This is a genomic window from Pseudomonas sp. GWSMS-1, assembly GCF_049847425.1.
Lineage (GTDB): Bacteria > Pseudomonadota > Gammaproteobacteria > Pseudomonadales > Pseudomonadaceae > Aquipseudomonas.
Window position 1 is genome coordinate 3802685 of sequence record NZ_JBMHHV010000005.1, and the last position, 22774, is coordinate 3825458.

The following is a 22774-nucleotide window of genomic DNA, read 5'->3' on the forward strand; positions in this document are numbered from 1 at the left end:
TGACCACGGACGACCGTGGTGCAGACCGAATACTGCGGGACGGCCCGCCTTGCCTTCCGAGGGCAAATCCATGTTCGACAAACTGCTGATCGCCAACCGTGGCGCCATCGCCTGCCGCATCCTGCGCACGCTGCGTGAACTGCACGTAGGTGGCGTGGCCGTGTACTCCGAGGCCGACGCCGCCAGCCTGCATATCCAGCAAGCAGATGAAGCCTTCAGCCTCGGCGAAGGCCCGGCCGCTGACACTTATCTGGTGGTCGAGAAAATCCTCGCCATCGCCAAGCAAACCGGCGCCACCGCCATCCACCCCGGCTACGGCTTTCTATCGGAAAACGCCGCGTTTGCCGAAGCCTGCGAAGCCACCGGTATCGCCTTCGTCGGCCCGACGCCGGAGCAGCTGCGCGTCTTCGGCCTCAAACACACCGCCCGCGCCTTAGCCAAACAACACGGGGTGCCGATGCTGGAAGGCACCGAGCTGTTGGAAAACCTCGACGCCGCCCTGGTCGCCGGCGAGGTAGTCGGCTACCCCGTGATGCTGAAAAGCACTGCCGGTGGTGGCGGTATTGGTATGCGCGTGTGCAACAGCGCTGCCGAGTTGAGCGAGGCCTTCGACGCAGTCAAACGCCTCGGGCAGAACAACTTCAGCGACAGCGGCGTGTTTATCGAGAAGTACATCCAGCGCGCCCGCCACCTCGAAGTGCAGGTGTTTGGCGACGGCCAGGGCGACGTGCTGGCCCTTGGCGTGCGTGACTGCTCGGTGCAGCGGCGCAACCAGAAAGTGCTGGAAGAAACCCCAGCGCCGAACCTGCCAGCCGGTATGGCCGAAGAGCTCTGCGCGGCGGCAATCAAGCTGGCCAAGGCCGTCAATTACCGCAGCGCCGGCACCGTCGAATTTGTCTACGACAGCGCCGCTTGCCAGTTCTATTTTTTGGAAATGAACACCCGCCTGCAAGTGGAACACGGCGTCACCGAGCAGGTGTGGGGCGTCGATCTGGTGCGCTGGATGATCGAACTGGCGGCCGGCGATCTAGCCCCGCTGAGCGAGCTGGGCAAAGGCCTGAAAGCCAGCGGCCACGCGATCCAAGCGCGGCTGTACGCTGAAGACCCGGGCCGCGACTTCCAGCCGAGCCCCGGCCTGCTGACTGCCGTGGACTTCCCCACTGCCGATGGCAAGAGCCTGCGCATCGACACCTGGGTCGAAGCCGGTTGCGAGATTCCACCCTACTTCGACCCGATGATCGCCAAGCTGATCAGCTGGCAGCCGACCCGCGAACAAGCCAGCGCCGCCTTGGGCCAAGCACTGGCTGACTCAGTGCTGTACGGCGTGGAATCCAACCGTGATTACCTGCGGCAGATTCTGCTCGATGCACCGTTCGCCAGCGGCAACCCTTGGACCCGTTGCCTGGAAGGCTTGGTGTATAAGGCCGACACCTTCGAAGTGCTCAGCGCCGGCACCCAAACCACCGTGCAAGACTTCCCAGGCCGCCTCGGCTATTGGGCAGTCGGCGTACCGCCATCGGGGCCGATGGATGATCGTGCACTGCGCCTAGGCAATCGCCTGCTGGGTAATGACGAAGGCGCCGCTGCGCTGGAAATCACCATGAGCGGCCCGCTGTTGCGCTTCAACACCGATGCGGTGGTTGCGGTCACCGGCGCAGTCATTCCGCTCAGTGTGGACGGCGTCGAGCAACCAATGAACAGCGCGCTGCTGATCAAGGCCGGCAGCACGCTGGGCCTCGGCACCATCGCCGGCAGCGGCGCACGCAGCTATCTGTGCCTGCGCGGCGGCCTGCAAGTGCCGGACTATTTGGGCAGCAAAAGCACCTTCACCCTCGGCCAGTTCGGCGGCCACGGCGGCCGTGCCCTGCGCGCCGGTGATGTGCTGCATATCCCGGCGCTGAACAACTTCGATAGCGGCGCGCAACTACCTGCCGAACTGTGCAGCGCCCTGCCCGCCGTCCGCGAAATCCGCGTGATCTACGGCCCCCATGGCGCGCCTGAATACTTCACCGAGGACTACATTGAGACCTTCTTCGCCACCGACTGGGAAGTACACTTCAACTCCAGCCGCACCGGCGTACGCCTGATCGGCCCCAAACCAGAGTGGGTGCGCGACAGCGGCGGCGAAGCCGGCCTGCACCCCTCCAATATCCATGACAATCCGTATGCGATTGGCGCAGTGGACTTTACCGGTGACATGCCGGTAATCCTCGGCCCCGACGGCCCCAGTCTGGGCGGCTTCGTTTGTCCGGTGACCATCATCGAGGCTGATCTGTGGCAGTTGGGGCAGCTTAAGGCTGGGGATAAAGTCAGGTTTGCCCCCGTTAGCATCGAAGTCGCACGGCAGTTGGCGAAAGCCAAAAATCTCGAGGGCGCCGATCTCTGTGGGAGGAGCCGGGCGACGCTCCGCTTCAGCCCCGATCCAGACACCACCAATGTCGCGGCTAAAGCCCCTCCCACAAAAGCCACGACCGCCCTCACCTCACCGATCATTCTCGACATCGGTGAAGCCGATAAACGCCTGGTCGCTCGCCTATCCGGCGACACTCACCTGCTGCTGGAAATCGGCGCGCCAGAGCTGGACTTGGTGCTGCGCTTTCGTGGCCACGCGTTGATGCAGGCGCTGGAGGCATTGAGCCTCAACGGCGTGATCGACCTGACGCCCGGCATTCGCTCGCTGCAAGTCCACTATCAACCGGAAACCCTCAGCCTGAATGCACTGCTCGGCATCGTTGCCGGCGAGTGGGACGCCGTGTGCAACGCCCAGGACCTGCGCGTGCCCTCGCGCATCGTCCATCTACCGCTGTCCTGGGACGACCCGGCCTGCCAGCTTGCCATCGACAAGTACATGATCACGGTGCGCAAAGACGCGCCCTGGTGCCCGAGTAACCTGGAGTTCATCCGCCGTATCAACGACCTGCCCAATCTCGATGAGGTCTACAAGACCGTGTTCGACGCCAGTTATCTGGTGATGGGTTTGGGCGATGTGTACCTCGGTGCACCCGTGGCCACGCCACTGGACCCGCGTCATCGCCTGGTCACCACCAAATACAACCCCGCGCGCACTTGGACTGCGGAAAACTCGGTGGGCATCGGCGGCGCCTATATGTGCGTGTACGGCATGGAAGGCCCCGGCGGTTATCAATTCGTCGGCCGCACCCTGCAGATGTGGAACCGCTACCGCGAAGTCGCGGCGTTCGACGGCAAGCCGTGGCTGCTGCGCTTCTTCGATCAGATTCGTTTCTATCCGGTGTCTGCCGAAGAGTTGCTGCACATTCGCCGCGACTTTCCGCTGGGGCGTTATGACTTGCGCATTGAACACAGCGAACTGGCGCTGGCTGACTACCAAGGCTTTCTCGATAAGGAAGCGGACGCTATCGACGCCTTCCGCCGGCAGCAACGGGGCGCTTTCGACGCCGAACGCCAACGCTGGATCGCCTCCGGCCAAGCGCATTTCGACAGCGAAGAAATAGCGGCGGAAATCGGTGAAGACAGCCCGCTGGGCGCCGGCCAGCACAGCATCGAAAGCCATATCGCCGGCAACCTCTGGCAGGTGCAGGTCGAGGAAGGCTCGGTGGTGAAAGCCGGCGATGTGCTGGTGATTCTCGAGTCGATGAAAATGGAAATCCCCCTGCTCGCGCCGCGCGACGGCATCGTCCGCGACGTGCGCGTGCAACCCGGTTCGCCGGTCCGTGCTGGCCAGCGGATGTTGGTATTGGAGGAGCGTTAAATCGTAGGGAGGGTCACGCTCTACCGACCTACCAACCGGTCGCAGACCGGCCTAACACTCGGCCAACGTGCCGACCCATATGCGATACCACGGCATCGACAGTGGATGGATAAAGCGCCATCCACCCTACATAAGGAAGCGTTTATGAAACACGCATTCGACCTGCGCCTCGGCGCGCTGAAAACCGCCTACACAGACGGCAGCCTGACCCCGCGCCAGCTGATTCTCGCCCTGCGTGAACAGGCCGTCGCGCTGAATCCTGAGTTCAATCTGTTTATTCATCTGCTCAGCGCCGCCGAGCTGGAACCCTATCTGACCGCGCTGGACGGCAAGTCGCCGGTCGAGTTGCCGCTGTTCGGGTGCCCTTTGCGATCAAGGACAATATCGACCTGGCTGGCATCCCGACCACTGCGGCCTGCCCGGCCTACGCCTATACGCCCGAGCGCAGCGCCACCTTGGTCGCACAACTGATTGCACTTGGAGCCGTGCCGCTGGGTAAAACGAACCTCGACCAGTTCGCCACCGGCCTAAATGGCACCCGCTCACCCTACGGCGCTTGCCGCAACAGCGTGCACCCGGATTATCCATCTGGCGGTTCCAGCGCTGGTTCATCACTGGCCGTCGCGCTGGGCGTGGCCAGCTTTGCCCTCGGTACCGACACCGCCGGCTCCGGCCGGGTGCCGGCCGCGCTGAACAACTTAGTCGGCCTCAAAGCCAGTAAAGGCCTGCTCTCCACCGCCGGCGTAGTACCGGCCTGCCGCAGCCTAGACTGCGTGACCTATTTCACCGCCAGCGCAGTGGAAGCCAGCCAATTGCTGGCCCTGACCGCCAAGCTCGACCCACAAGACCAATACAGCCGTAGCAACCCACTGTGGAACGATGCCAGCGCCTTTGGCGCGCCGCGTCGAGGCTTTCGTTTCGGCGTGCCTGAGCAGCTGGAGTTTCTTGGATGCCCAGAAAGCCCGGCGCTGTTTGCCCATGCCATTGAACAACTAAAAGCCCTTGGCGGTGAGCCAGTGGAGATCGACTTCGCGCCGTTCCTCGCCGCCGCCCGCCTGCTCTATGCCGGGCCGTGGGTGGCCGAGCGCTACAGCGTGGCCGGGACGCTGATCGAACAGCACCCAGAGGCTGTATTGCCCGTAATCAAAGATGTGTTGAGCAAAGCCGCCGGCTTTAGCGCCGTGCAAACCTTCGAGGCGCAGTACCAGCTGCAAGCCCTCAAAGCCCAATGCGATCAACTCATGGCCGGATTGGATTGTGTACTCACACCCGCTTATCCGCGCCCGGTGAGCCTGGCCGAACTAGAAGCCGAACCCGTGCAGCGCAACTCCGACCTCGGTTATTACACCAACTTTATGAACATGCTCGATTACGCCGCCGTCGCGGTGCCGGCCGGCTTTATGGCTAATGGCCTGCCGTGGGGCGTAACCCTATTGGGTCGGGTGTTTACCGATCAATACCTGCTGAGTCTGGCTGATGCCCTGCAACGTCAGCAGGCGTTGCCGCTCATCGGCGAACGCACCCTGAATGGGCCTGCACCGGCCAGCAGTGCACGCAACGACATGGCCCGCGTGGTGGTCTGCGGCGCGCATCTGGATGGCCTACCGCTCAACTGGCAACTCAAGCAACGCGGCGGCTACTTGGTCGAGGCGACCCTAAGCTCGCCGGATTACAAGCTGTATGCCCTCGCCGGCGGCCCGCCGTTTCGGCCGGGCATGGTGCGCGTCGCGGCGGACGGCGTGGCCATCCCCGTGGAGGTCTGGGAGCTACCGAGCAGCGAGTTGGGCTCCTTCCTCACCGGCATTCCCGCACCGTTGGGCTTGGGTAAAGTACAGCTGGCTAGCGGCGTCTGGGAAAGCGGTTTTATCTGTGAGCCATACGGGCTGGAAGGTGCCACAGATATCAGCGCCTACGGTGGCTGGCGTGCCTATGTGCAGAGCAAGGGATGAATTCAATAGGCCAGAACTATTAGCCCATGATAATTTATTATTTTTATAAATCACCTGAGGCCATCGTAAGTGCAACAACGACTCAGCGCGCCAACGATCTTTCAACATGCTTACCGGCGCAGCTAATCACTGCGCCAACACGGCGACTGCTCACTGACCAACGCGATGATGCGGCATAGTTTTTGCGTTACTCAGGCATCTCACTTGCTGAAGCGATCACGATGTTGCATGCCCACCTGACCACTCTGCATGTGGTCTCACAAATTCTCGAGATCTTTGCCGAGCAGCCCGAGCTAACCGAGCAACTGCTGGCTGGCAGTGCCATTGCGGCCAGTGATCTGGCGTGCGCCGATACACGCATCACCCGCACCCAGGAGTTGCAAGTCTGCGCCAATGCCCTGCACCTGCGCAGTGACCTGGGCCTAGAGCTGGGCCGGCGCATGCATGTATCAGCCTATGGCATGGTCGGTTACGCCGCCCTGTCGAGTGCCACCTTTGGTGACGCCTGGCGGCTGATGCTGCAGTACCCTGCACTGCTCGGCACCTACTTCAAGCTGGACTTGTGCATCGAAGGCGAGCTGGCCTGGGTCTGCGCCAGCGATTACCAGCACAGCCCTGAATTGGAGATGTTCAACCTGGAGATGTGCCTGGCCTCGCTCAAACTGATCAGTGATGACCTACTCGGCCAGCCGCTACAGCTGAGTGCCGCGCAGTTTTGCTACAGCGAGCCGAATTACAGCGACCGCTACCCACACAGTTTCGCCTGCCCACTGCAATTCAATGCCGCGCGCAACGCGTTCGCCTTCCCCGCGCATCTGCTGCAGCACCCCTTGCCATTGGCCGACGCGGTCACTCACCGGGAAATGCTCAGCCGCTGCCGCAAGCAGAATACCGAGTTCACCACTCGCCAGGCCTGGCTCGGGCGCATCCACCAATTGCTGGCTGAGCAAGTCACTGCACCGCCCGGCTTAGAACAGCTGGCGCAGCAGATGCATTGCTCGCCGCGCACCCTGCGCAGGCACCTGCAGGCGCAGGGCACGCACTACCAGGAACTGCTTGATGAGCTGCGCTTCGAGCGGGCAAAAACCTTGTTAAGCGAGGAAGACTGGCCAATCTGCCGGATCGCCGAGCACCTCGGTTTCAGCGAAACCGCCAGTTTCCGCCATGCCTTCCAGCGCTGGAGCGGTGTAGCACCCAGTCGCTTTCGAGCCTGATGAGACAGTGCTCAGCGCTCAGGAGCCCTGCGCACGCCAACACCACGTGGCAGCGTTAGTCCGCGCTACTGGCGAGCCCGTCTTCATCACGTACGTTACGGTACATTTGCAGCCGTGAGGCTTCGTGTAGACCACGACTCAAAGCGAGCAGCCGCTGGAACTCCGCAGGATGCTGGGCAGCCACGTTATCGCGCGGCGTGACCGAGCGCAGGTCGTGCAGCGTCGGCGACGCACCGTCGTACTGCATCTGCAAGAGGAACTCACGGGTCACCGCGCCAATTACCGGGAAGCTGCCTTCTTGCAGCACCAGCGGTACCACCCGCTCGCCTTCCGGCGCTGGCTGCTGCACATCGCGGCCCAGGCTGCCATTCTCGAACGGCACACCCAGCAGTCCAGCCACAGTAGGCAATAGGTCAGACAACCCAACAGCCTCATCAAACGTGTGTGGCTTCAACCACTGCGGCGCATGGATCAGCAGCGGTACGTTGTTGCTCTCGAGCCCAAGTTGCTCGAAGGCTGGCGCCATGTGCGGGATCTGGCTGATACGGGTGTTGTGGTCACCAAAGAACACAAAGATCGTGTTGTCGTAGAAGCCCTGCTCCTTGGCCAGCTCCATCAAGCGGCCTATGTTGAAGTCAAGCAAGCGCACCGCGTTGTACTGCTCCACGCTACGCGAACCGGCCTGCTGCACCTGCTCCAGCGGCAGGTCGAGCGCCTCAAAGCCGTCGTTATCCTTGGGGATGGTAAAGGGGCGGTGATTGCCGGAAGTCTGCAGGTAGGCGAAGAACGGCTGGTCCTTGGGCAGGCCACCGAGGATGCGACTGCTCTCTTTAAAGAAGTCCAAGTCTGAGATACCCCACACGTCCACCTGCGGCGACTGCCAGTGGCGCTCCTCGTAGAGCTGCACGCCATCGATGCTCTGGCGGATCAGCGCGTTGATATTGGCCCAGCCGGCGTTGCCGCCGATCATGTAGAACTTCTCGTAGCCCTGTAGCGCGTTGATCAGCGTGCGCTGGCGGGCGATCAACGGGTTGCGTGTGGCGGTCTCCTGGCGCGACACGTCTGGAATGCCGGTGATGCTTGCCCACACGGTTTTCGCAGTGCCGGTCACGGGCACGTAGAAGTGGCGGAAGAACCAGCTTTCCTGAGCCAGACGGTCCAGATTGGGGGTGGGATTAAGCGGGTTGCCATAGGCCCCCACGGCGCTGGTACCGAGCGATTCGAGCATGACGAAAATGACGTTGGGCTGACGCTCGGTGACCAGACGGTGCGGCTGCACGCCTTGCTCACGGACGAAGCTCAGCGCCTCGCGGTCGCGCGCAGTCACCCCCAAGTATTCGGCCACCACATCGTAATGCTCGCGTGTAGCGGCTTCATCAAAGGCGGTGGGTTCCAGCTTGAGAGTGTCGTAGAAAAACAGCACCGGGTTGAGGCCCACGGCCGCGACCTGACTGTTGCCGCTGTAGAAGGCATCACTCCAGCGCAGTGGCACCGGATTTTCCAGGTTCAGCGCGGCCGCTCGGCCAAGCAAGCCAAAGAACACCAACACACCCACCAGCGCTGCTCCCCCAGCGCCGGCAATACGCCAACCTGTCGCGCCTGGGGGCGATCCAGCGTGACGCGCTCCAGGCGCAGCAAGGCATATAGCCAAAGCGCCACGCCCGCGAACCAGGCTGCCGTAATCCCGAGCACCGGGTAGGTTTGCCAGAGCATGCCTGCTGACGTCTGTGCATCGCCGACAAAGCGCAGCACGGTGGCATTCAGGCGCACGCCGAGGTAGGCGTAATGGCCAAAGTCGATAATGTACAGCAGGCCCAGCGCTGCAATGGCCAGGCCCAGATAACCGCGGATCAACCAGCGCACAGCGCGAAAGCGTGCCAATCGCAATTTGGGCAGGGCCAGCAGCAGGCCAACCGGCAGCATCAACAGCAGAGCCAGGCGCAGGTCAAAGCGCACACCAATGGCGAGGGTGCGCAATACGTCCGGATCGCTGAGGTTCTCCACCCCAGAGAACCCAAACACGAACAGCGCCCGCAAACTGACGAAAACAACCAGCAACAAAGCGGTGAGGCCTACCAGGTAATGCAGGCGGCGTGATCCCAGCCAACTCATGCGGTGGTCCTTATGTCAGATACGAGAGCGGCCCGGCGGCGTGCCAGCAGCCAGCCCAGGGCGGCGCTCAGTAACGCCCCCAGGCTGTAGAAGGCCAGTAAGGGGTCGATCAGGTAGTCCCAGTAGTTTTCTGAGGCATTCAAACGCAAGACAAAAGCCAGAGTCGCCAGCACCAGCGCCACGGCGCCGAGCCAGCTGCGCTGGATGATCAGCACCAGACACAACAGGCCCATTACTAGCAACATCGGGCGCGGCTCATAACCAAGCTGGTAGGGGTCGCTGTAACTCAGGCCCAGCGCTGCCGGGTAGAGCAGCACAGCGAGGCCGGCGAATAGCGCCAGGCTGGCCAGACGATCCTGGCTACTTACCGGCGCCAGACCAAACCGGCTTAGCGTCGCCCAGGCCAGTAGCACCAGGCTGCTGATCGACAAGTCACCAATGTAAGTGCGCAGTTGCAGCGCCAGGCTGATGCCCTGCAACGGTACCAGGCTCAACAGCAGGCAAGTGAAAAGCTTGCCGGCTTGGAGTGGCCGACTGCGACCGAAGCGCGCGAGCAGTAGAAATGCCAACAGAGTGAAGGCCAGATGGGGCATCCAAAAGTCAGTCATGCGGACGGCGCTCCGCTAGCCAGGCTTCGTTGAAAGCCAAGTGTTTGATGAACATATCGTTCCATGAGTAGACCAGATGGTAGGTGCCGGCGCGATCACGGGCAAAGTAGGGGTATTCATAATCAAAGTCGCAGCCATTGGTGCTGCACATGCGCGCAGTGACCCGCTCAAGAAACAGCGATTCCGGCTCGGTAAAACGCGTGCCGCCACTGGCGCGGAACTTCTCACGGATAACGGCGGTAAAATCCGCTTGCGGGATGGGTTCTCCCCAGGGGTTAGGGCTCTCATCCAACTCACCGAGGGTGCGCCAGTTCTCCAGCTGGCTATCGGTGGCGTAGAGGGTCAGGCGGAAGCGACCGTCCTCCAGATCGTTCATCGCCACCAGCAGGCTGCCGTCTGGACGAGCGACTGCAGCCAGCGACGAATTGGGGTTACTCGGCTCCAGCGGTTGCGGCGTGCTCCACGTGCGACCTCTGTCGTTAGTGTGGCTAGCCAACACGCGGTGATGCTGGTCGCCGGCATAGCGCAGCAACGCCACCGCACGCTGCTCATCCAACGCCACCACGGTTGGCTGCAGCGAGTATCGGCCTTTACCGATGCGGTATTTACCCAGCACCTCGCCGCTGGCGCTCAGGTGCAGGTACTCAGGAAACTTGCCAAGAAACTCGTGGTACACCGGCAAACCGATGCTGCCGTCGGCATGGAATACCGGCGCGGCGCGCACCAGGGTACTGATGTTGAGGAACGGGCTAGTGACCAGTTGGCGTGGTGCCGACCACGTTTCGCCGAGGTCGTCGGAGACCATGGCGTTGACCGCACTGCCAGCCCAGCCGCCAATCGATACTGAGACATAGAACAACCAGAGGCGGTCATCCGGCGCCAGGCTGATCACCGGATTACCCAACTTACGAATGTGCTTGCCCACGGCACGCTGGGTGGAGTCGCGACTGGCCAACACGCGCTCTGCACTCCACTGGCCGCTGGCGGCGTCAAAACGAGCAGCGCGAATTTGCACATCGGCGGCGCCTTCACGGGTGCCAGCGAACCAGGCCGCCATCAGATCGCCGCCGGGCAAGCCGGTAATCGAGGCGGAGTGGACGAAATCCTCCATATCAGAAGAGGCGAAGTGCGCAGTAATCTGCGGCGTAGCGGCCGTTACCGAAGGGGTGATGGCAGGCGCAAAATCGGCCAGCTTATGCGGCGGAGCGCCTTGCCAGGCAACGGCAAATACCACGGCCGCAACAATGAGCAACGCAGGCACTGCACGGATCTTGATCATGGTGCAGCCATCGCAACCGGGGTAATTTCAGCGACCAGAGCGGCGTTGACCGGGTTGTAATAGATTTCAACCTTCTTGCCGTTTTCGTCGAACCCGTAAATCTCGTAGCAGTTGCCCGGGGTGATGCGGAACTTGGTGATTTGCACGCCCTGGCTTTTCATCTGCTGACGAAAATCTGATTCGTCCATCCAGGTCGCGCGCGCCGCACTGGAACATTGCACATCGGCCAACACGGGCGTGACACACCACGCACATGCCAGCGGCAGCAACTTAGGTGCAAACCTGCGGGCCTGGTTAAACATGTTCTACATCCTCTATCACGAAAAAGGGCGGTGGCGTGGCGGCGGAGATAATGACATCCATCCACGCGATAGAAACGGCAGGTTCATGGTTTGTAACAGTTTGAACAGTCTGCCCCTCGAGATAGCTGCATTGGCCATTTATGGCCGTTAAATCTGGCCACTTCGATCCCCTTTTGGCCGTTGTCAGCGTTCTTTCGCAGCGCATTAGCGGCGAACAATGATGGCTAGAACAACAAGCCTGGGAGCCACCTGCATGCTGACCTTTTACAGCGACGACCATCACCTGCACCACGGCAGCTGCGAGCTGATCGATGGCCAGTTGATGCCCTGTTTCGAGAAGCCACAACGCGCCGATCACATTCTGCAGCGCGTCAAAGCTCGCCAGCTTGGTGAGGTGCGCCCACCACAGGATTTCGGCCGTGCGCCAATTGAGCGCATCCACAGCGCCGCCTACTTGGACTTCTTTCAGGGCGCCTGGAGCCGCTGGCAGGCACAAAACGGCAGCGGCGACCTGCTGCCCTTCACCTGGCCAGCCCGCACCCTGCGCGCGGTAATCCCCAAGGACCTGCACGGCCAGCTGGGTTATTACAGCTTCGACGGTGGCGCGCCGATTACCGCTGGCACCTGGCAAGCCGCCTACAGCGCCGCGCAAGTCGCCCTCAGCGCCCAACAAGCCATCGCAAACGGTGCACACAGCGCCTTCGCCCTGTGCCGTCCGCCGGGCCACCACGCCGCCGGCGAGCTGATGGGCGGCTACTGCTACCTGAACAATGCCGCCATCGCCGCCCAAGCCTTTATCGACCAGGGCAAACAACGGGTGGCGATCCTCGATGTCGACTATCACCACGGCAACGGTACGCAGGACATTTTCTATACCCGCAACGACGTGCTCTTCGCCTCGATTCATGGCGACCCGGCCGAGGAATTCCCATTCTTCCTCGGCTACGCCGATGAACGCGGCGAAGGGGCCGGTGAAGGCTGCAACTTCAACTACCCGCTAGCCATGGGCAGCCCCTGGGCAGTGTGGAGCGCGGCGCTGGATGAGGCCTGCCAACGCATCGCCGACTACGACGCCGAGGTCATTGTGGTATCGCTCGGTGTGGACACCTTCAAGGATGACCCCATCTCCCAATTCAAACTCGACAGCCCGGATTACCTGGCCATCGGTAAGCGCATCGCCGCCTTGGGCAAGCCGACGTTGTTTGTCATGGAAGGGGGTTATGCGGTCGAGGCCATTGGCGTCAACGCCGTCAACGTACTGGAAGGTTTCGAGGGCGCGTAGGGTGGATCGGGGCGCGTAGCTGACGCTCTTCTCGTCCACCGATAACGCGATAAATGCCAATGAGGGTTTGCCAAATGCCTGGTGGATGGATAAAGCGCCATCCACCCTACATATTTCACAATGTCTAAAGGGTGAAGAACGATGAAAACAATCAAACACCTACTCGCCACCGCTGTCTGCGGTGCAACGCTATTGGCCAGCGCCGCGCAGGCCGAAACCGCAACGCCGCAACGCGAACTGCGCGTGTACAACTGGGCTGACTACATGTTGCCCTCGGTGCCCAAGGACTTTGCCGCCAACACCGGCATCAAACTGACCTGGGACATCTTCGACACCAACGAAGGCCTGGAAGCCAAGCTGCTGACCGGCAACTCGGGTACGACCTAGTGGTGCCGACCAACACCTTCCTTGAGAACGAAATCAAAGCTGGGGTGTTCCAGAAGCTGGACAAGAGCAAGCTGCCAAATTGGCAAAACCTCGACCCCGGCCTGCTCGAACTGATGACCGCCAACGACCCCGGCAACCAGTACGCCGTACCCTATATGTACGGCACTGTGCTGATCGGCTTCAACGTAGACAAAGTCAAAGAAGCGCTGGGTGCCGATGCGCCTGTGGACAGCTGGGACCTGATCTTCAAAGAAGAGAACATCAGCAAACTCAAGCAGTGCGGCGTGGCCATGCTCGACTCGCCCGGCGACATCCTGCCGATTGCCCTGCACTACCTGGGCCTGGACCCGAATAGCACAAACCCGGATGACTACAAAAAAGCCACCGAGCTGATGCTGAAAATTCGCCCCAACATCGCCTATTTCCATTCCGCCAAGTACATGACCGATATCGCCAACGGCAACATCTGCGTGGCCATCGGTTACTCGGGCAGCTTCTACCAGTTCGCCAACCGCGCCAAAGAGGCTGGCAACGGCGTGGTGGTCGACTGGCGCTTGCCGAAAGAAGGCGCACCGCTGTGGTACGACTCGTTCGCTATTCCGAAAAGCGCGCAGAACGTTGCTGAGGCCCACGAGTTCCTCAACAACCTGCTTGATCCCAAGGTCGTCGCGCCGATCAGCGATTTCCTCGGCTACCCCAACCCGAACAAGGCCGCCATGCCATTGGTGGGCGCAGAGATCCGCGACAACCCTGGCCTGACGCCAACCGCCGAAGCGCAAAAGACCCTTTACGTACTGCAGCCGCTGCCGCAAAAGATTGAGCGCGTTCGCACCCGCGCCTGGAACACCATCAAATCCGGCACCTGAGGTCATCACGGCGCAGCGGCTAATCGGCTGCGCCGGCGATCTTCAACACACGGCGTTAACCACCGACCTCACCAGTTTCCAGCTTGCGCCACAGCAAGCGTACCGACGCCTTGCGCACCAAGGCGCAGCGGTACAGGCGTATTTCCAGCGGCACCTGCCACTGCTCATTACCGCACACCACCAACTCACCACGGGCCAGCTCGCCGCTGACCGACAAGCGCGGCACCCAGGCCACGCCCATCCCCTGCAAGGCCATGCTTTTCAGGCTGTCGGCCATTGCCGTTTCATACACCGTGGTGGAACGCAGCGCGCGCTGACGCAGCAGCAGGTTCACCGAGCGCCCGAGAAACGCGCCCGCACTGTAGGCCAGTAACGGCACGCTCTGACCATTGTCGAGATCGAACAGCGGCGCACCGTCTTCGCTCACCGCACACACCGGCAGCATTTCAGTACGGCCCAGGTGCAGCGAAGGGAAAATCTCCGGGTCCATTTGCAGGGCGGCGTCCGGGTCATAAAAGGCCAGAATCAGATCACAGGCACCGTCACGCAGCGCATGCACCGCTTCGCCGACGTTGGTCGCCACCAGGCGGGTAGTCAACGGCAACCCTTCCCGACGCAGGCGGGCGATCCATTGGGGGAAAAACCCCAGGGTCAACGAATGCGCCGCGGCTATCTGCATCACCTCGCCCTGCTGGCCTTCAAGGTTGTGCAGGTGGCGCACCACCTCACCCAACTGCTCGACGATGCTGCGCGCCGTGACCAGAAACAGCTGGCCGGACTCAGTCAACTCGACTGGCGTGCAGCTGCGATCCACCAGGGTCAGCCCGAGCATGTTTTCCAGGCTGCGAATCCGCCGGCTGAAGGCCGGCTGGGTGACGAAGCGCTTTTGCGCCGCCTGGGAAAAACTGCGGGTGGCGGCCAGGGTGACAAAATCTTCCAGCCATTTACTTTCTAGATTCATCGCTCATTCCGTAATCCGGATTTAATCGCGTAAACGCTCGGTAATTCAGGGAATTTTCTCGATAACTGTCGCACTGCCTCAGGTATCTAGTTTTAGGCTGCTCATGCGCCGAGCGAGCCTAAGAGTCACACTCACATTATGCCGATTATGCATGACCCAGCGATTAACAGCATTGGCCAGTATCAGGCCACAGCCCCTAACCTACGGGGCATCGCGGCCTATGCCGCACTTCCTGAGATAGTAACCATCATGTCCGCTGTTGCATCAACCCGCCTTGAAAAAGACCTGCTCGGCACCCTCGACGTTCCCGCTGAAGCCTATTACGGCATTCAGACCCTGCGCGCCGTGCAGAACTTCCGCCTGTCCGGTGTGACGCTGTCGCATTACCCGAAGCTGGTGGTCGCACTGGCCATGGTCAAGCAGGCGGCAGCCGATGCCAACCGCGAGTTGGGCCACCTATCTGCGGCCAAGCACACGGCGATCAGCACCGCTTGCGCACGCATCATTCAGGGCGAGTTCCACGATCAATTCGTGGTCGACATGATTCAAGGCGGCGCCGGCACCTCGACCAACATGAACGCCAACGAAGTCATCGCCAACATCGCGCTCGAGGCCATGGGCTTCGAAAAAGGTGACTACAAGCAGCTGCACCCGAACAATGACGTAAACATGGCGCAGTCGACCAACGACGCCTACCCGACCGCCATTCGCCTGGGCCTGTTGCTGGGCCACGAAAGCCTGCTGACCGCGCTGGATAAGCTGATCCAGTCGCTGTCGAAAAAGCACCTGGAGTTCAACCACGTGTTGAAGATGGGTCGTACCCAGCTGCAAGACGCTGTGCCGATGACACTCGGCCAGGAATTCCGTGCCTTCGCCACCACCCTCAGCGAAGACCTGCAGCACCTCAAACTGCTGGCGCCAACCCTGCTCACCGAAGTCAACTTGGGTGGCACCGCCATCGGCACCGGCATCAACGCCGACCCGCAGTACCAGCTGATGGCCGTAAAGCGCCTAGCGATCATCAGCGGCCAGCCGCTGACCCCGGCCGCTGACCTGATTGAAGCCACCTCGGACATGGGCGCGTTCGTGCTGTTCTCCGGCATGCTCAAGCGCACCGCGGTAAAAATGTCGAAGATGTGCAACGACCTGCGCCTGCTCTCCAGCGGCCCACGCACCGGGATCAACGAGATCAACTTGCCGGCGCGCCAGCCAGGCAGCTCGATCATGCCCGGCAAGGTCAACCCGGTTATCCCGGAAGCGGTCAACCAAGTCGCGTTTGAAGTAATCGGCAACGACCTGGCGCTGACCATGGCGGCCGAAGGGGGCCAACTGCAGCTCAACGTGATGGAGCCGCTGATCGCCTACAAGATCTTCGACTCGATCCGCCTGCTGACCCGCGCCATGGATATGCTGCGCGAGCTGTGCATCGACGGCATCACGGCCAACGAAGCGCGCTGCCGCGAACTGATGGAAAACTCCATCGGCCTGATCACCGCACTCAACCCCTACATCGGCTACGAAAACGCCACGCGCATCGCCAAGGTGGCGCTGGAAAGTGGTCGCAGCGTGCTGGAGCTGGTGCGTGAAGAGAAGCTGCTGGGCGACGCCGAACTGGCCGACATCCTGCGCCCGGAAAACATGATTGCTCCACGTCTCGTCCCCCTAAAGCCTTGAGCCAGGAGCGTCGTCATGCACCAGCAACCTGCGCCCATCGGCTTTCTCGCTATTCATCCGCCGCGCCGCCTGTGGCCTAGCGTGCCGGTGTTCTATAGCCAGAACCTGCCCGGCACAACGCAACAGTCGCCACAGCCAGCAAAACCTGTGACCATTGCACCACAGGTATCGCTAACCACCTGACACACAGAGCACCACAACGCGCCGCATCCGTAAGGATGCGGCGCGTTTTTTTGGCCATAGATCAGGCCTTTACGCCCCAGCCAGCCGGACGGCATCGCTCAAGGCCGTAGCAGACGGCCCCACAACAACGACAATCCGGGTAACCACCATGAGTCAGAACACCACCTTCTCCCTAGGCTTCCTAGGGCGCATGCCGCTGTGGCAACAAATCCTTATCGGCCTCGGCCTTGGCGTGCTCACCGGCGTGCTGTTCAAGAGCAACGCCCTGCTGCTCGCGCCGATTGGTACGCTGTTCCTCAACGCGATCAAGATGCTCATTGCGCCGCTGGTATTCGTCTCCCTGGTGGCCGGCATCACCGCCATGAGCGACAGCGCCAAGCTCGGCCGTATCAGCGTTAAAACCATCGGCATCTACCTGCTCACCACCGCCTTTGCGGTGAGCATCGGCCTGCTCTTCGGCGCCCTGTTCAGCCCCGGCGAAGGCATGAACATGGTCGCCAGCGGCGTGCAGGAAGCCAAGCAGGCGCCCTCGCTGGTACAGATTCTGGTCGGCCTCGTACCCACCAATCCGGTCGCCGCCTTTGCCGAAGGCAATATCCTGCAGATCATTGTGTTCGCCATTGCCCTGGGCGTGAGCATGAACCTGATTGGCGAAAAGGCGGCGCCGACCGTCAAGCTGTTCAACAGTCTGGCCGAGGTGTTCTACAAGCTCACCGACCTGGTGATGCGTTGTGCGCCCATTGGCGTGTTCGCGCTGATCGCCGGCGTGGTGGCCTCCCATGGCATCGAAGTGTTGCTGCCGTTGGCCGAGGTGATCGGGGTCATTTACCTGGCCAGCATCGCCCACATGCTGCTGGTCTATGGCGGCCTGCTGGCATTGCTCGCGCGCCTCAGCCCGCTGCGCTTTTTCAAGGGCGTGGCGCCCGCGCTGGCCGTGGCCTTCAGCACCTCCAGCAGCGCTGGCACCCTGCCGGTATCGATTGAATGCGCGCGTAAAAACCTCGGTGTATCGCAAGGTGTGGCGGGCTTCGTGCTGCCGGTAGGCGCCACCATCAACATGGATGGCACGGCCATCTACCAAGGTGTGTTGGCCCTGTTTATTGCCCAGGCCTTCGGGGTTGAGCTGAATGGCGCGCAGTACCTGATGATTATCCTCACCGCCACCCTGGCGTCGGTGGGCACTGCCGGTGTACCGGGCGCTGGGCTGATCATGCTCGGTTTGGTGCTGACTTCGGTCGGCCTGCCGCTGGAAGGCGTAGCGCTGATCGCTGGCATTGATCGCATCCTCGACATGGCGCGCACCACGGTCAACGTCGCCGGCGACCTGATGACCACCACCCTGGTCGGGCGCAGCGAGAACGAGCTGGATCAGACCATCTATAACAGCGACAACCCGCAGTAAAGCGACCAACGCTGCCCCTACAACGCCCCGTGAGCCTCGTGTTCACGGGGCGTTGTGCTATTGACTTGCCGCCGCCCTCTCGACCCGCCGTGCACGGGGTCAGTCAGCGTTTGGCGCATCCGTGTAGGCTAGTGTTTTTACTGTCGCCTTATTTCGGAGCCGCCTGCGATGACGTTCTCAACCCTGCCCTCGCGCAATACGCTGCTGGCATTAGCACTGCTGACTGTTTTATTGCCGGGCCACGTTGCCTGGGCGCAAAGCGAAGACGCGAGCCTTTCCGAGCCCGTCGCCACGGCGGCTATCGAAGCAGAGGCGACGCAGAGCGATGAGACGATTCAGGCGCGCATCGAGAATATTTTTACCGAACTGGAGCCGCTGCGCGGCGTGACGGTGTATGTCGGTGGCGGCGTGGTCATTCTGCGGGGCGAGGTGGCCAATGAAATAGCGGCGCAGCAAGCCCAGCGCCTAGCAGGCCGGCTCGCCGGGGTGGTCACGGTAACCGACGAGATGAACAGAACCCTGGCCGTGGCCGATAACGTGCGGCCGGTGATTGAGCGCCTGCGCACGCAAAGCGTGAACTTTATAAAAGCATTGCCGCTGATTGGCCTGGCGCTACTGGTTTTAACCGCCTTTGTCCTGCTGGGCAACTTCATCGCCGGCCGGCAGTTTTTATGGCGAAAAATAGCGCCCAATCCCTTTCTTGCTGACCTTATGGCCCAGGCCACGCGCGTGGTCATCCTGTTGCTGGGGATTATCCTCGCGCTGAATTTATTGGGCGCTGCAGCGGTTATTACCACCATTCTCGGCGGCGCCGGGGTCATCGGCCTGGCCATCGGTTTTGCCGTGCGCGATACGGTGGAGAATTACATCTCCAGCGTGATGCTCAGCCTGCGCCAGCCGTTCCGCGCCAAGGATCACGTGATCATCAATGACATCGAGGGCATCGTCGTGCGCCTGACCTCGCGCGCCACGATTTTAATGACCCTCGACGGCAACCATATGCGCATTCCCAATGCGGCAGTGTTCAAGGGCATCATCCTCAATTACTCGACCAACCCGGAACGGCGCTTTGAGTTCGAACTCGGCGTGGATGCCGACGATGACCCAGTGGCCGCGATGCAGGCGGGCCTGGACGCTGTCAGCAGCCTCGACTTTATCCTGCAAGAGCCCGAGCCCGACGCGCTGATCAACACGGTGGGCGACTCCAACATCGTGCTGACCTTCTACGCCTGGATCGATCAGCGCCAAACCAATTTTGCCAAAGCCCGTAGCCTGGCCATTCGCGCTGCCATGCGTGCGCTGCAAGCACAGGGCTTCACCTTGCCGGAGCCGATCTATCGGTTGCGCTTCGATCCCGAGGTCAACACCGCGCTGTTTAGCGCGCTGGATGCCAAGCCTGCCGGCAGCCCGCCGGTTGCAAGCCGTTCAGCCAAAGAAGAGCGCCCGGCAAGCCGCGCTGAGCAAGCGGATGGCGTGCTGGATGTCTCGCCAGACAAACACCTGGAGCAGAAAGTGGACGCGGAAATCCAATCCGACCCAGGCAATGATCTGCTCGATAAAGACGTCCCGCATGAATAAAACCGCCCTTGGCTAAAGGCCAGCGGCTGACTCAACGCGCGACGCAGACTGTGCCGGTCAAAGTCACCGCAACTGGCGCTTATCCGGCCCGGCACCGCGCGCTAGGATGGGGCCTCGCCGCCGGAGTCCCGCCATGTACACGCCACCCGCGTTCCGCCAAAACGACCTCGCCCTGCTGCATCAGCAGATCAACGCCTGCACACTGGCAACGCTGGTAAACCAGGGTGCAAACGGCCTACAGGCCAGCCACCTACCGCTCCTGCTGGCCGCCGACGAGGGCGAATTCGGCACCCTCTACGGCCACTTTGCCCGGGCCAACCCACACTGGCGTGAGCTGCTGCAGGGCGAAACCCTGGCCATCTTCCAGGGGCCACAGGCCTACATCAGCCCCGCGTGGTATCCGAGCAAGGTCGAACACGGCAAAGCCGTGCCCACTTGGAACTACATCGCCGTGCACGCTCGCGGTCAGGCGCAGCTGATTGAAGACAGCGCGGGGCTGCTGCAGTTGGTCAGCCGTCTCAGTGCCCAGCATGAGGCCGGACGCGAGCGGCCCTGGGCGGTCAGTGATGCGCCCACGGACTATATCGACACGATGCTGCGCGCCATTGTCGGCTTCGCCCTGCCGATCCAGCGCCTTGAGGGCCAATGGAAGCTCAGCCAGAACCGCACGGCCGCTGATCGCGACGGCGTGCATAAAGGCCTCAGTGCCAGCTCTGTCGCCGCAGACCAGGCGCTCGCGGCACGCTTGAGCTGAGCGGCTGCGCCTTACTCGATCTCAAACAGGCCGTTACGGATCTGCGCGCCGGCCAGACGCTTCCGGATATCAGCATCGATGCGCGGGTCATCCGGGCTGTAGAGCATCACCTGGCGGTAGGCGTTCACCCGGTTGATGTCGTTGCCAAGAAACTCCCAGACCACCCGCGTGCAGGCTGGGGTGCGTAAGTCGCCGCTGGAGACCCCGGTTTTCAGGCCATTGAGGCGGCTGATGCGGCTCTTGAAGCTGGGGATCAGGATGGTTTGGCTCATCTCGTTGCCGGTCAGCGACTCGTAGTCGATCAGAAACAACCGATCCTGCAGGTAGAAGGCCGCGCCCAGGTAGCGGCAGCGTACCCAATCCTCGGCCTTGCCATTGTCGGCGCGTGACGGCTCCTGACGCTCCTGACGCTCAAACAGGTAGCTGCCGCGCTCCTCGCGCAGGTGCACCAGCGACAGCAGAATCTGCCCCGGCACCGACATGCAGTTGGCGTATTCAAAGTAGTAGCCGCAGTAACGCGACAGGCTGCTGGAATGCGCGCCGAGGGGCTGGAACAACTCCAGCAAGGGATCGGTGACCACCCGCGCTTCCTGACTGCCGCTGCGCGCGCCGATCAGGTCGGCAAACTGCTCACTCGGCAGGCTCAGCTCGTAGCCCTCGACCCCGAAAAAATCACAAATGCGCTTGAGGTTGTAGGCCGTTGGGCGACTCTGCCCGCTGAGGTATTTGTTGAACTGGGCACGGTTAATCGCCAGCTTGCGGCACACCTCGGCAATCGACCGGTAATGGCTGCACAACAGCTTGAGATTGAGCCCTAGATGGTCGGACATGGTGGATTTTCCGGTGATGCGAGCGACGCGATTCTAGCATCAACTCGCGTCATCTCGCCGCCACCTGCGAAATTGCATGACGAACGCGCCTGCTGAACTATTCCGCCCCTAGCAAATTCCCCTCACACAACAACAAGAGAGACTGCCCTGCCATGCTCGATATTCTCAACGACCTGATCTGGAGCAAGCTCCTGATCGTAATGCTGATCGGCCTGGGTCTGTACTTCACCATCGCCTCGCGTTTCGTCCAGTTTCGTTACTTTGGCAGCATGTTCCGCATCTTCGCCGAAGCCTTCCAGCGCCAGCCAGGCCAGCTCAGCTCGTTCCAGGCACTGATGCTTTCAGTCGCTGGCCGCGTGGGTGCCGGCAACATCGCCGGTGTCTCGGTGGCCATCATGCTCGGTGGCCCAGGCGCGATCTTCTGGATGTGGGTCGTAGCCCTGGTCGGCATGGCCACCAGCTACTTCGAATGCTCCATCGCTCAGCTGTACAAGCGCCGCGAAGACGACGGCACCTACCGCGGTGGCCCGGCCTTCTACATCCAGCACGGCCTCGGCCAGCGCTGGTTGGGCATCGTGGTGTCGATCCTACTGCTGGTGACCTTCGGCTTCGGCTTCAACGCGGTGCAGTCCTACACCGTCGCCAGTTCGATGCATGACACCTTTGGCATGCCGACTTATGTCAGCGGCCTGATCCTGACCGTGGTCATCGGCCTGATCATCTTCGGCGGCATCAAGCGCATCGCTAAGTTCGCCGACGTATTGGTGCCCGTGATGGCCTTCTCGTACATCGCCATGGCGGTATTCGTGATTGGCAGCAACGTTGAGGCGATCCCCGCCACGCTCAAACTGATCTTCAACAGCGCCTTCGGCCTGGAGCCGGCGTTTGCCGGTGGCATTGGCGCGGCGATCATCATGGGTGTGAAGCGCGGCCTGTTCTCCAACGAAGCCGGCTTGGGCAGTGCGCCGAACGTCGCCGCCGTGGCCGAGGTCAAGCACCCGGTTGCACAGGGCATCGTGCAGTCGCTCAGCGTGTTTATCGACACCATCATCCTGTGCAGCTGCACCGCGCTGATCATCCTGCTGTCGGGCGTCTATCAGCCAGGCATGGACATCGCCGGTGTAGTCCTGACCCAGACGGCCGTAGCCAGCGTGGTGGGCGAATGGGGCCGGGTGTTCGTCACCATCGCCCTGCTGCTGTTCGTCTTCACCACCCTGATCTACAACTACTACCTCGGTGAAAACGCCCTGGGCTTCTTCAGCAAGAAACGTGCTCCAGTGATGGTCTACCGCGTACTGGTCATCGCTCTGGTACTGTGGGGCTCGGTACAGGATTTGGGCACCGTATTCGCCTTTGCGGATGTGACCATGGGCTTGCTGGCCATTTGCAACCTGGTTGCCCTGGCGCTGCTGTTCAAGGTCGGCCTGCGTCTGATGCGCGATTACGACAGCCAGATCAAGGCAGGCGTGGGGTCGCCGGTACTGGACGCGAAAAACTTCGCCGACCTGGACCTCGACCCAGCCGTTTGGGCGGCTAACGCGCACACCGCGACGTCGCCAGCCAAACAAGCCGAAATCGGCAACAGCGTGCATCAGCGCTAACACGCTGCGCAGGCTATGAAAAACAGGGGGCTTAGCCCCCTGTTTTCTTATAAGAACAAGGA

General features: G+C 61.6%; 14 protein-coding genes and 3 pseudogenes. 11 read left to right on the top strand and 6 right to left on the bottom strand.

Going from position 1 to position 22774, the window contains the following annotated elements; genetic code table 11:
* Nucleotides 1-70 precede the first annotated feature (70 nt).
* From uca to ACEPAJ_RS21390, 3 genes and pseudogenes are all read left to right on the top strand, one after another.
* On the top strand, nucleotides 71-3730 hold the full coding sequence (uca, locus tag ACEPAJ_RS21380; protein WP_425917719.1) for an urea carboxylase: 3660 nt from the start codon (nucleotides 71-73) through the stop codon (nucleotides 3728-3730).
* A 144-nt stretch (nucleotides 3731-3874) separates the two neighbouring features.
* Nucleotides 3875-5679: pseudogene (gene atzF / locus ACEPAJ_RS21385) on the top strand (allophanate hydrolase).
* A gap of 221 nt (nucleotides 5680-5900) precedes the next feature.
* Nucleotides 5901-6893 carry an AraC family transcriptional regulator gene (locus ACEPAJ_RS21390; protein ID WP_425917721.1) on the top strand — a complete coding sequence of 331 codons (993 nt, stop codon included), beginning with the start codon at nucleotides 5901-5903 and terminating at the stop codon, nucleotides 6891-6893.
* Nucleotides 6894-6948: 55 nt separating this feature from the next.
* Here ACEPAJ_RS21390 and ACEPAJ_RS21395 read toward each other — a convergent pair.
* The 4 genes and pseudogenes from ACEPAJ_RS21395 to ACEPAJ_RS21410 all read right to left on the bottom strand — a co-directional run bounded on the left by ACEPAJ_RS21395 (nucleotide 6949) and on the right by ACEPAJ_RS21410 (nucleotide 11194).
* Nucleotides 6949-9005: pseudogene (locus tag ACEPAJ_RS21395) on the bottom strand (LTA synthase family protein).
* A complete protein-coding gene (locus ACEPAJ_RS21400) occupies nucleotides 9002-9613 on the bottom strand; it encodes a hypothetical protein (RefSeq protein WP_425917723.1) in 612 nt (203 codons plus the stop codon). Before ACEPAJ_RS21400 ends, ACEPAJ_RS21395 begins: the two are co-directional and overlap by 4 nt.
* A complete protein-coding gene (locus tag ACEPAJ_RS21405; RefSeq protein WP_425917725.1) occupies nucleotides 9606-10892 on the bottom strand; it encodes a sialidase family protein in 1287 nt (428 codons plus the stop codon). The genes ACEPAJ_RS21400 and ACEPAJ_RS21405 overlap by 8 nt, the downstream gene beginning before the upstream one ends.
* On the bottom strand, nucleotides 10889-11194 hold the full coding sequence (locus ACEPAJ_RS21410) for a PepSY domain-containing protein (protein WP_425917727.1): 306 nt from the start codon (nucleotides 11192-11194) through the stop codon (nucleotides 10889-10891). Before ACEPAJ_RS21410 ends, ACEPAJ_RS21405 begins: the two co-directional genes overlap by 4 nt.
* A 253-nt stretch (nucleotides 11195-11447) precedes the next feature.
* Between ACEPAJ_RS21410 and ACEPAJ_RS21415 the strand changes: the two genes are divergently transcribed.
* Together ACEPAJ_RS21415 and ACEPAJ_RS21420 are read left to right on the top strand one after the other, a co-directional pair.
* Nucleotides 11448-12476 carry a histone deacetylase family protein gene (locus ACEPAJ_RS21415; protein WP_425917729.1) on the top strand — a complete coding sequence of 343 codons (1029 nt, stop codon included), beginning with the start codon at nucleotides 11448-11450 and terminating at the stop codon, nucleotides 12474-12476.
* A gap of 141 nt (nucleotides 12477-12617) precedes the next feature.
* Nucleotides 12618-13729, top strand: a pseudogene (locus tag ACEPAJ_RS21420) (polyamine ABC transporter substrate-binding protein).
* Between the two features lie 55 nt (nucleotides 13730-13784).
* Here ACEPAJ_RS21420 and ACEPAJ_RS21425 read toward each other — a convergent pair.
* The gene (locus tag ACEPAJ_RS21425; protein WP_425917731.1) at nucleotides 13785-14690 is read right to left on the bottom strand and encodes a LysR substrate-binding domain-containing protein; all 906 of its coding nucleotides are present in this window, start codon (nucleotides 14688-14690) and stop codon (nucleotides 13785-13787) included.
* Nucleotides 14691-14939: 249 nt separating this feature from the next.
* Between ACEPAJ_RS21425 and aspA the strand changes: the two genes are divergently transcribed.
* From aspA to ACEPAJ_RS21450, 5 genes are all read left to right on the top strand, one after another.
* Complete coding sequence (gene aspA / locus ACEPAJ_RS21430; protein WP_425918143.1) at nucleotides 14940-16364, top strand: aspartate ammonia-lyase; 1425 nt, start codon at nucleotides 14940-14942, stop codon at nucleotides 16362-16364.
* 15 nt (nucleotides 16365-16379) lie between these two features.
* Nucleotides 16380-16547, top strand: a complete 168-nt coding sequence (locus ACEPAJ_RS21435; protein WP_322949212.1) for a hypothetical protein — start codon at nucleotides 16380-16382, stop codon at nucleotides 16545-16547.
* A gap of 148 nt (nucleotides 16548-16695) precedes the next feature.
* Nucleotides 16696-17949: a dicarboxylate/amino acid:cation symporter gene (locus ACEPAJ_RS21440; protein ID WP_425917733.1), complete on the top strand. Its 1254-nt coding sequence runs from the start codon at nucleotides 16696-16698 to the stop codon at nucleotides 17947-17949.
* Between the two features lie 168 nt (nucleotides 17950-18117).
* Entirely contained in the window at nucleotides 18118-19527 is a 1410-nt protein-coding gene (locus ACEPAJ_RS21445; protein WP_425917735.1) for a mechanosensitive ion channel family protein, read from the top strand.
* Nucleotides 19528-19660: 133 nt separating this feature from the next.
* Nucleotides 19661-20281, top strand: a complete 621-nt coding sequence (locus tag ACEPAJ_RS21450; RefSeq protein WP_425917737.1) for an FMN-binding negative transcriptional regulator — start codon at nucleotides 19661-19663, stop codon at nucleotides 20279-20281.
* A gap of 11 nt (nucleotides 20282-20292) precedes the next feature.
* Here ACEPAJ_RS21450 and ACEPAJ_RS21455 read toward each other — a convergent pair whose 3' ends face one another.
* Entirely contained in the window at nucleotides 20293-21111 is an 819-nt protein-coding gene (locus ACEPAJ_RS21455; RefSeq protein WP_425917740.1) for a helix-turn-helix domain-containing protein, read from the bottom strand.
* A 152-nt stretch (nucleotides 21112-21263) separates the two neighbouring features.
* Here ACEPAJ_RS21455 and ACEPAJ_RS21460 point away from each other — a divergent pair, with 152 nt between their 5' ends.
* Complete coding sequence (locus ACEPAJ_RS21460) at nucleotides 21264-22712, top strand: alanine/glycine:cation symporter family protein (protein WP_425917742.1); 1449 nt, start codon at nucleotides 21264-21266, stop codon at nucleotides 22710-22712.
* Nucleotides 22713-22774: the final 62 nt, after the last annotated feature.

Bases quoted from the DNA above. Each gene is read 5' to 3' on its own strand.
- uca (WP_425917719.1), top strand. From the start codon at position 71: ATGTTCGACAAACTGCTGATCGCCAACCGTGGCGCCATCGCCTGCCGC.
- ACEPAJ_RS21390 (WP_425917721.1), top strand. From the start codon at position 5,901: ATGTTGCATGCCCACCTGACCACTCTGCATGTGGTCTCACAAATTCTC.
- ACEPAJ_RS21400 (WP_425917723.1), bottom strand. From the start codon at position 9,613: ATGACTGACTTTTGGATGCCCCATCTGGCCTTCACTCTGTTGGCATTT.
- ACEPAJ_RS21405 (WP_425917725.1), bottom strand. From the start codon at position 10,892: ATGATCAAGATCCGTGCAGTGCCTGCGTTGCTCATTGTTGCGGCCGTG.
- ACEPAJ_RS21410 (WP_425917727.1), bottom strand. From the start codon at position 11,194: ATGTTTAACCAGGCCCGCAGGTTTGCACCTAAGTTGCTGCCGCTGGCA.
- ACEPAJ_RS21415 (WP_425917729.1), top strand. From the start codon at position 11,448: ATGCTGACCTTTTACAGCGACGACCATCACCTGCACCACGGCAGCTGC.
- ACEPAJ_RS21425 (WP_425917731.1), bottom strand. From the start codon at position 14,690: ATGAATCTAGAAAGTAAATGGCTGGAAGATTTTGTCACCCTGGCCGCC.
- aspA (WP_425918143.1), top strand. From the start codon at position 14,940: ATGTCCGCTGTTGCATCAACCCGCCTTGAAAAAGACCTGCTCGGCACC.
- ACEPAJ_RS21435 (WP_322949212.1), top strand. From the start codon at position 16,380: ATGCACCAGCAACCTGCGCCCATCGGCTTTCTCGCTATTCATCCGCCG.
- ACEPAJ_RS21440 (WP_425917733.1), top strand. From the start codon at position 16,696: ATGAGTCAGAACACCACCTTCTCCCTAGGCTTCCTAGGGCGCATGCCG.
- ACEPAJ_RS21445 (WP_425917735.1), top strand. From the start codon at position 18,118: ATGACGTTCTCAACCCTGCCCTCGCGCAATACGCTGCTGGCATTAGCA.
- ACEPAJ_RS21450 (WP_425917737.1), top strand. From the start codon at position 19,661: ATGTACACGCCACCCGCGTTCCGCCAAAACGACCTCGCCCTGCTGCAT.
- ACEPAJ_RS21455 (WP_425917740.1), bottom strand. From the start codon at position 21,111: ATGTCCGACCATCTAGGGCTCAATCTCAAGCTGTTGTGCAGCCATTAC.
- ACEPAJ_RS21460 (WP_425917742.1), top strand. From the start codon at position 21,264: ATGCTCGATATTCTCAACGACCTGATCTGGAGCAAGCTCCTGATCGTA.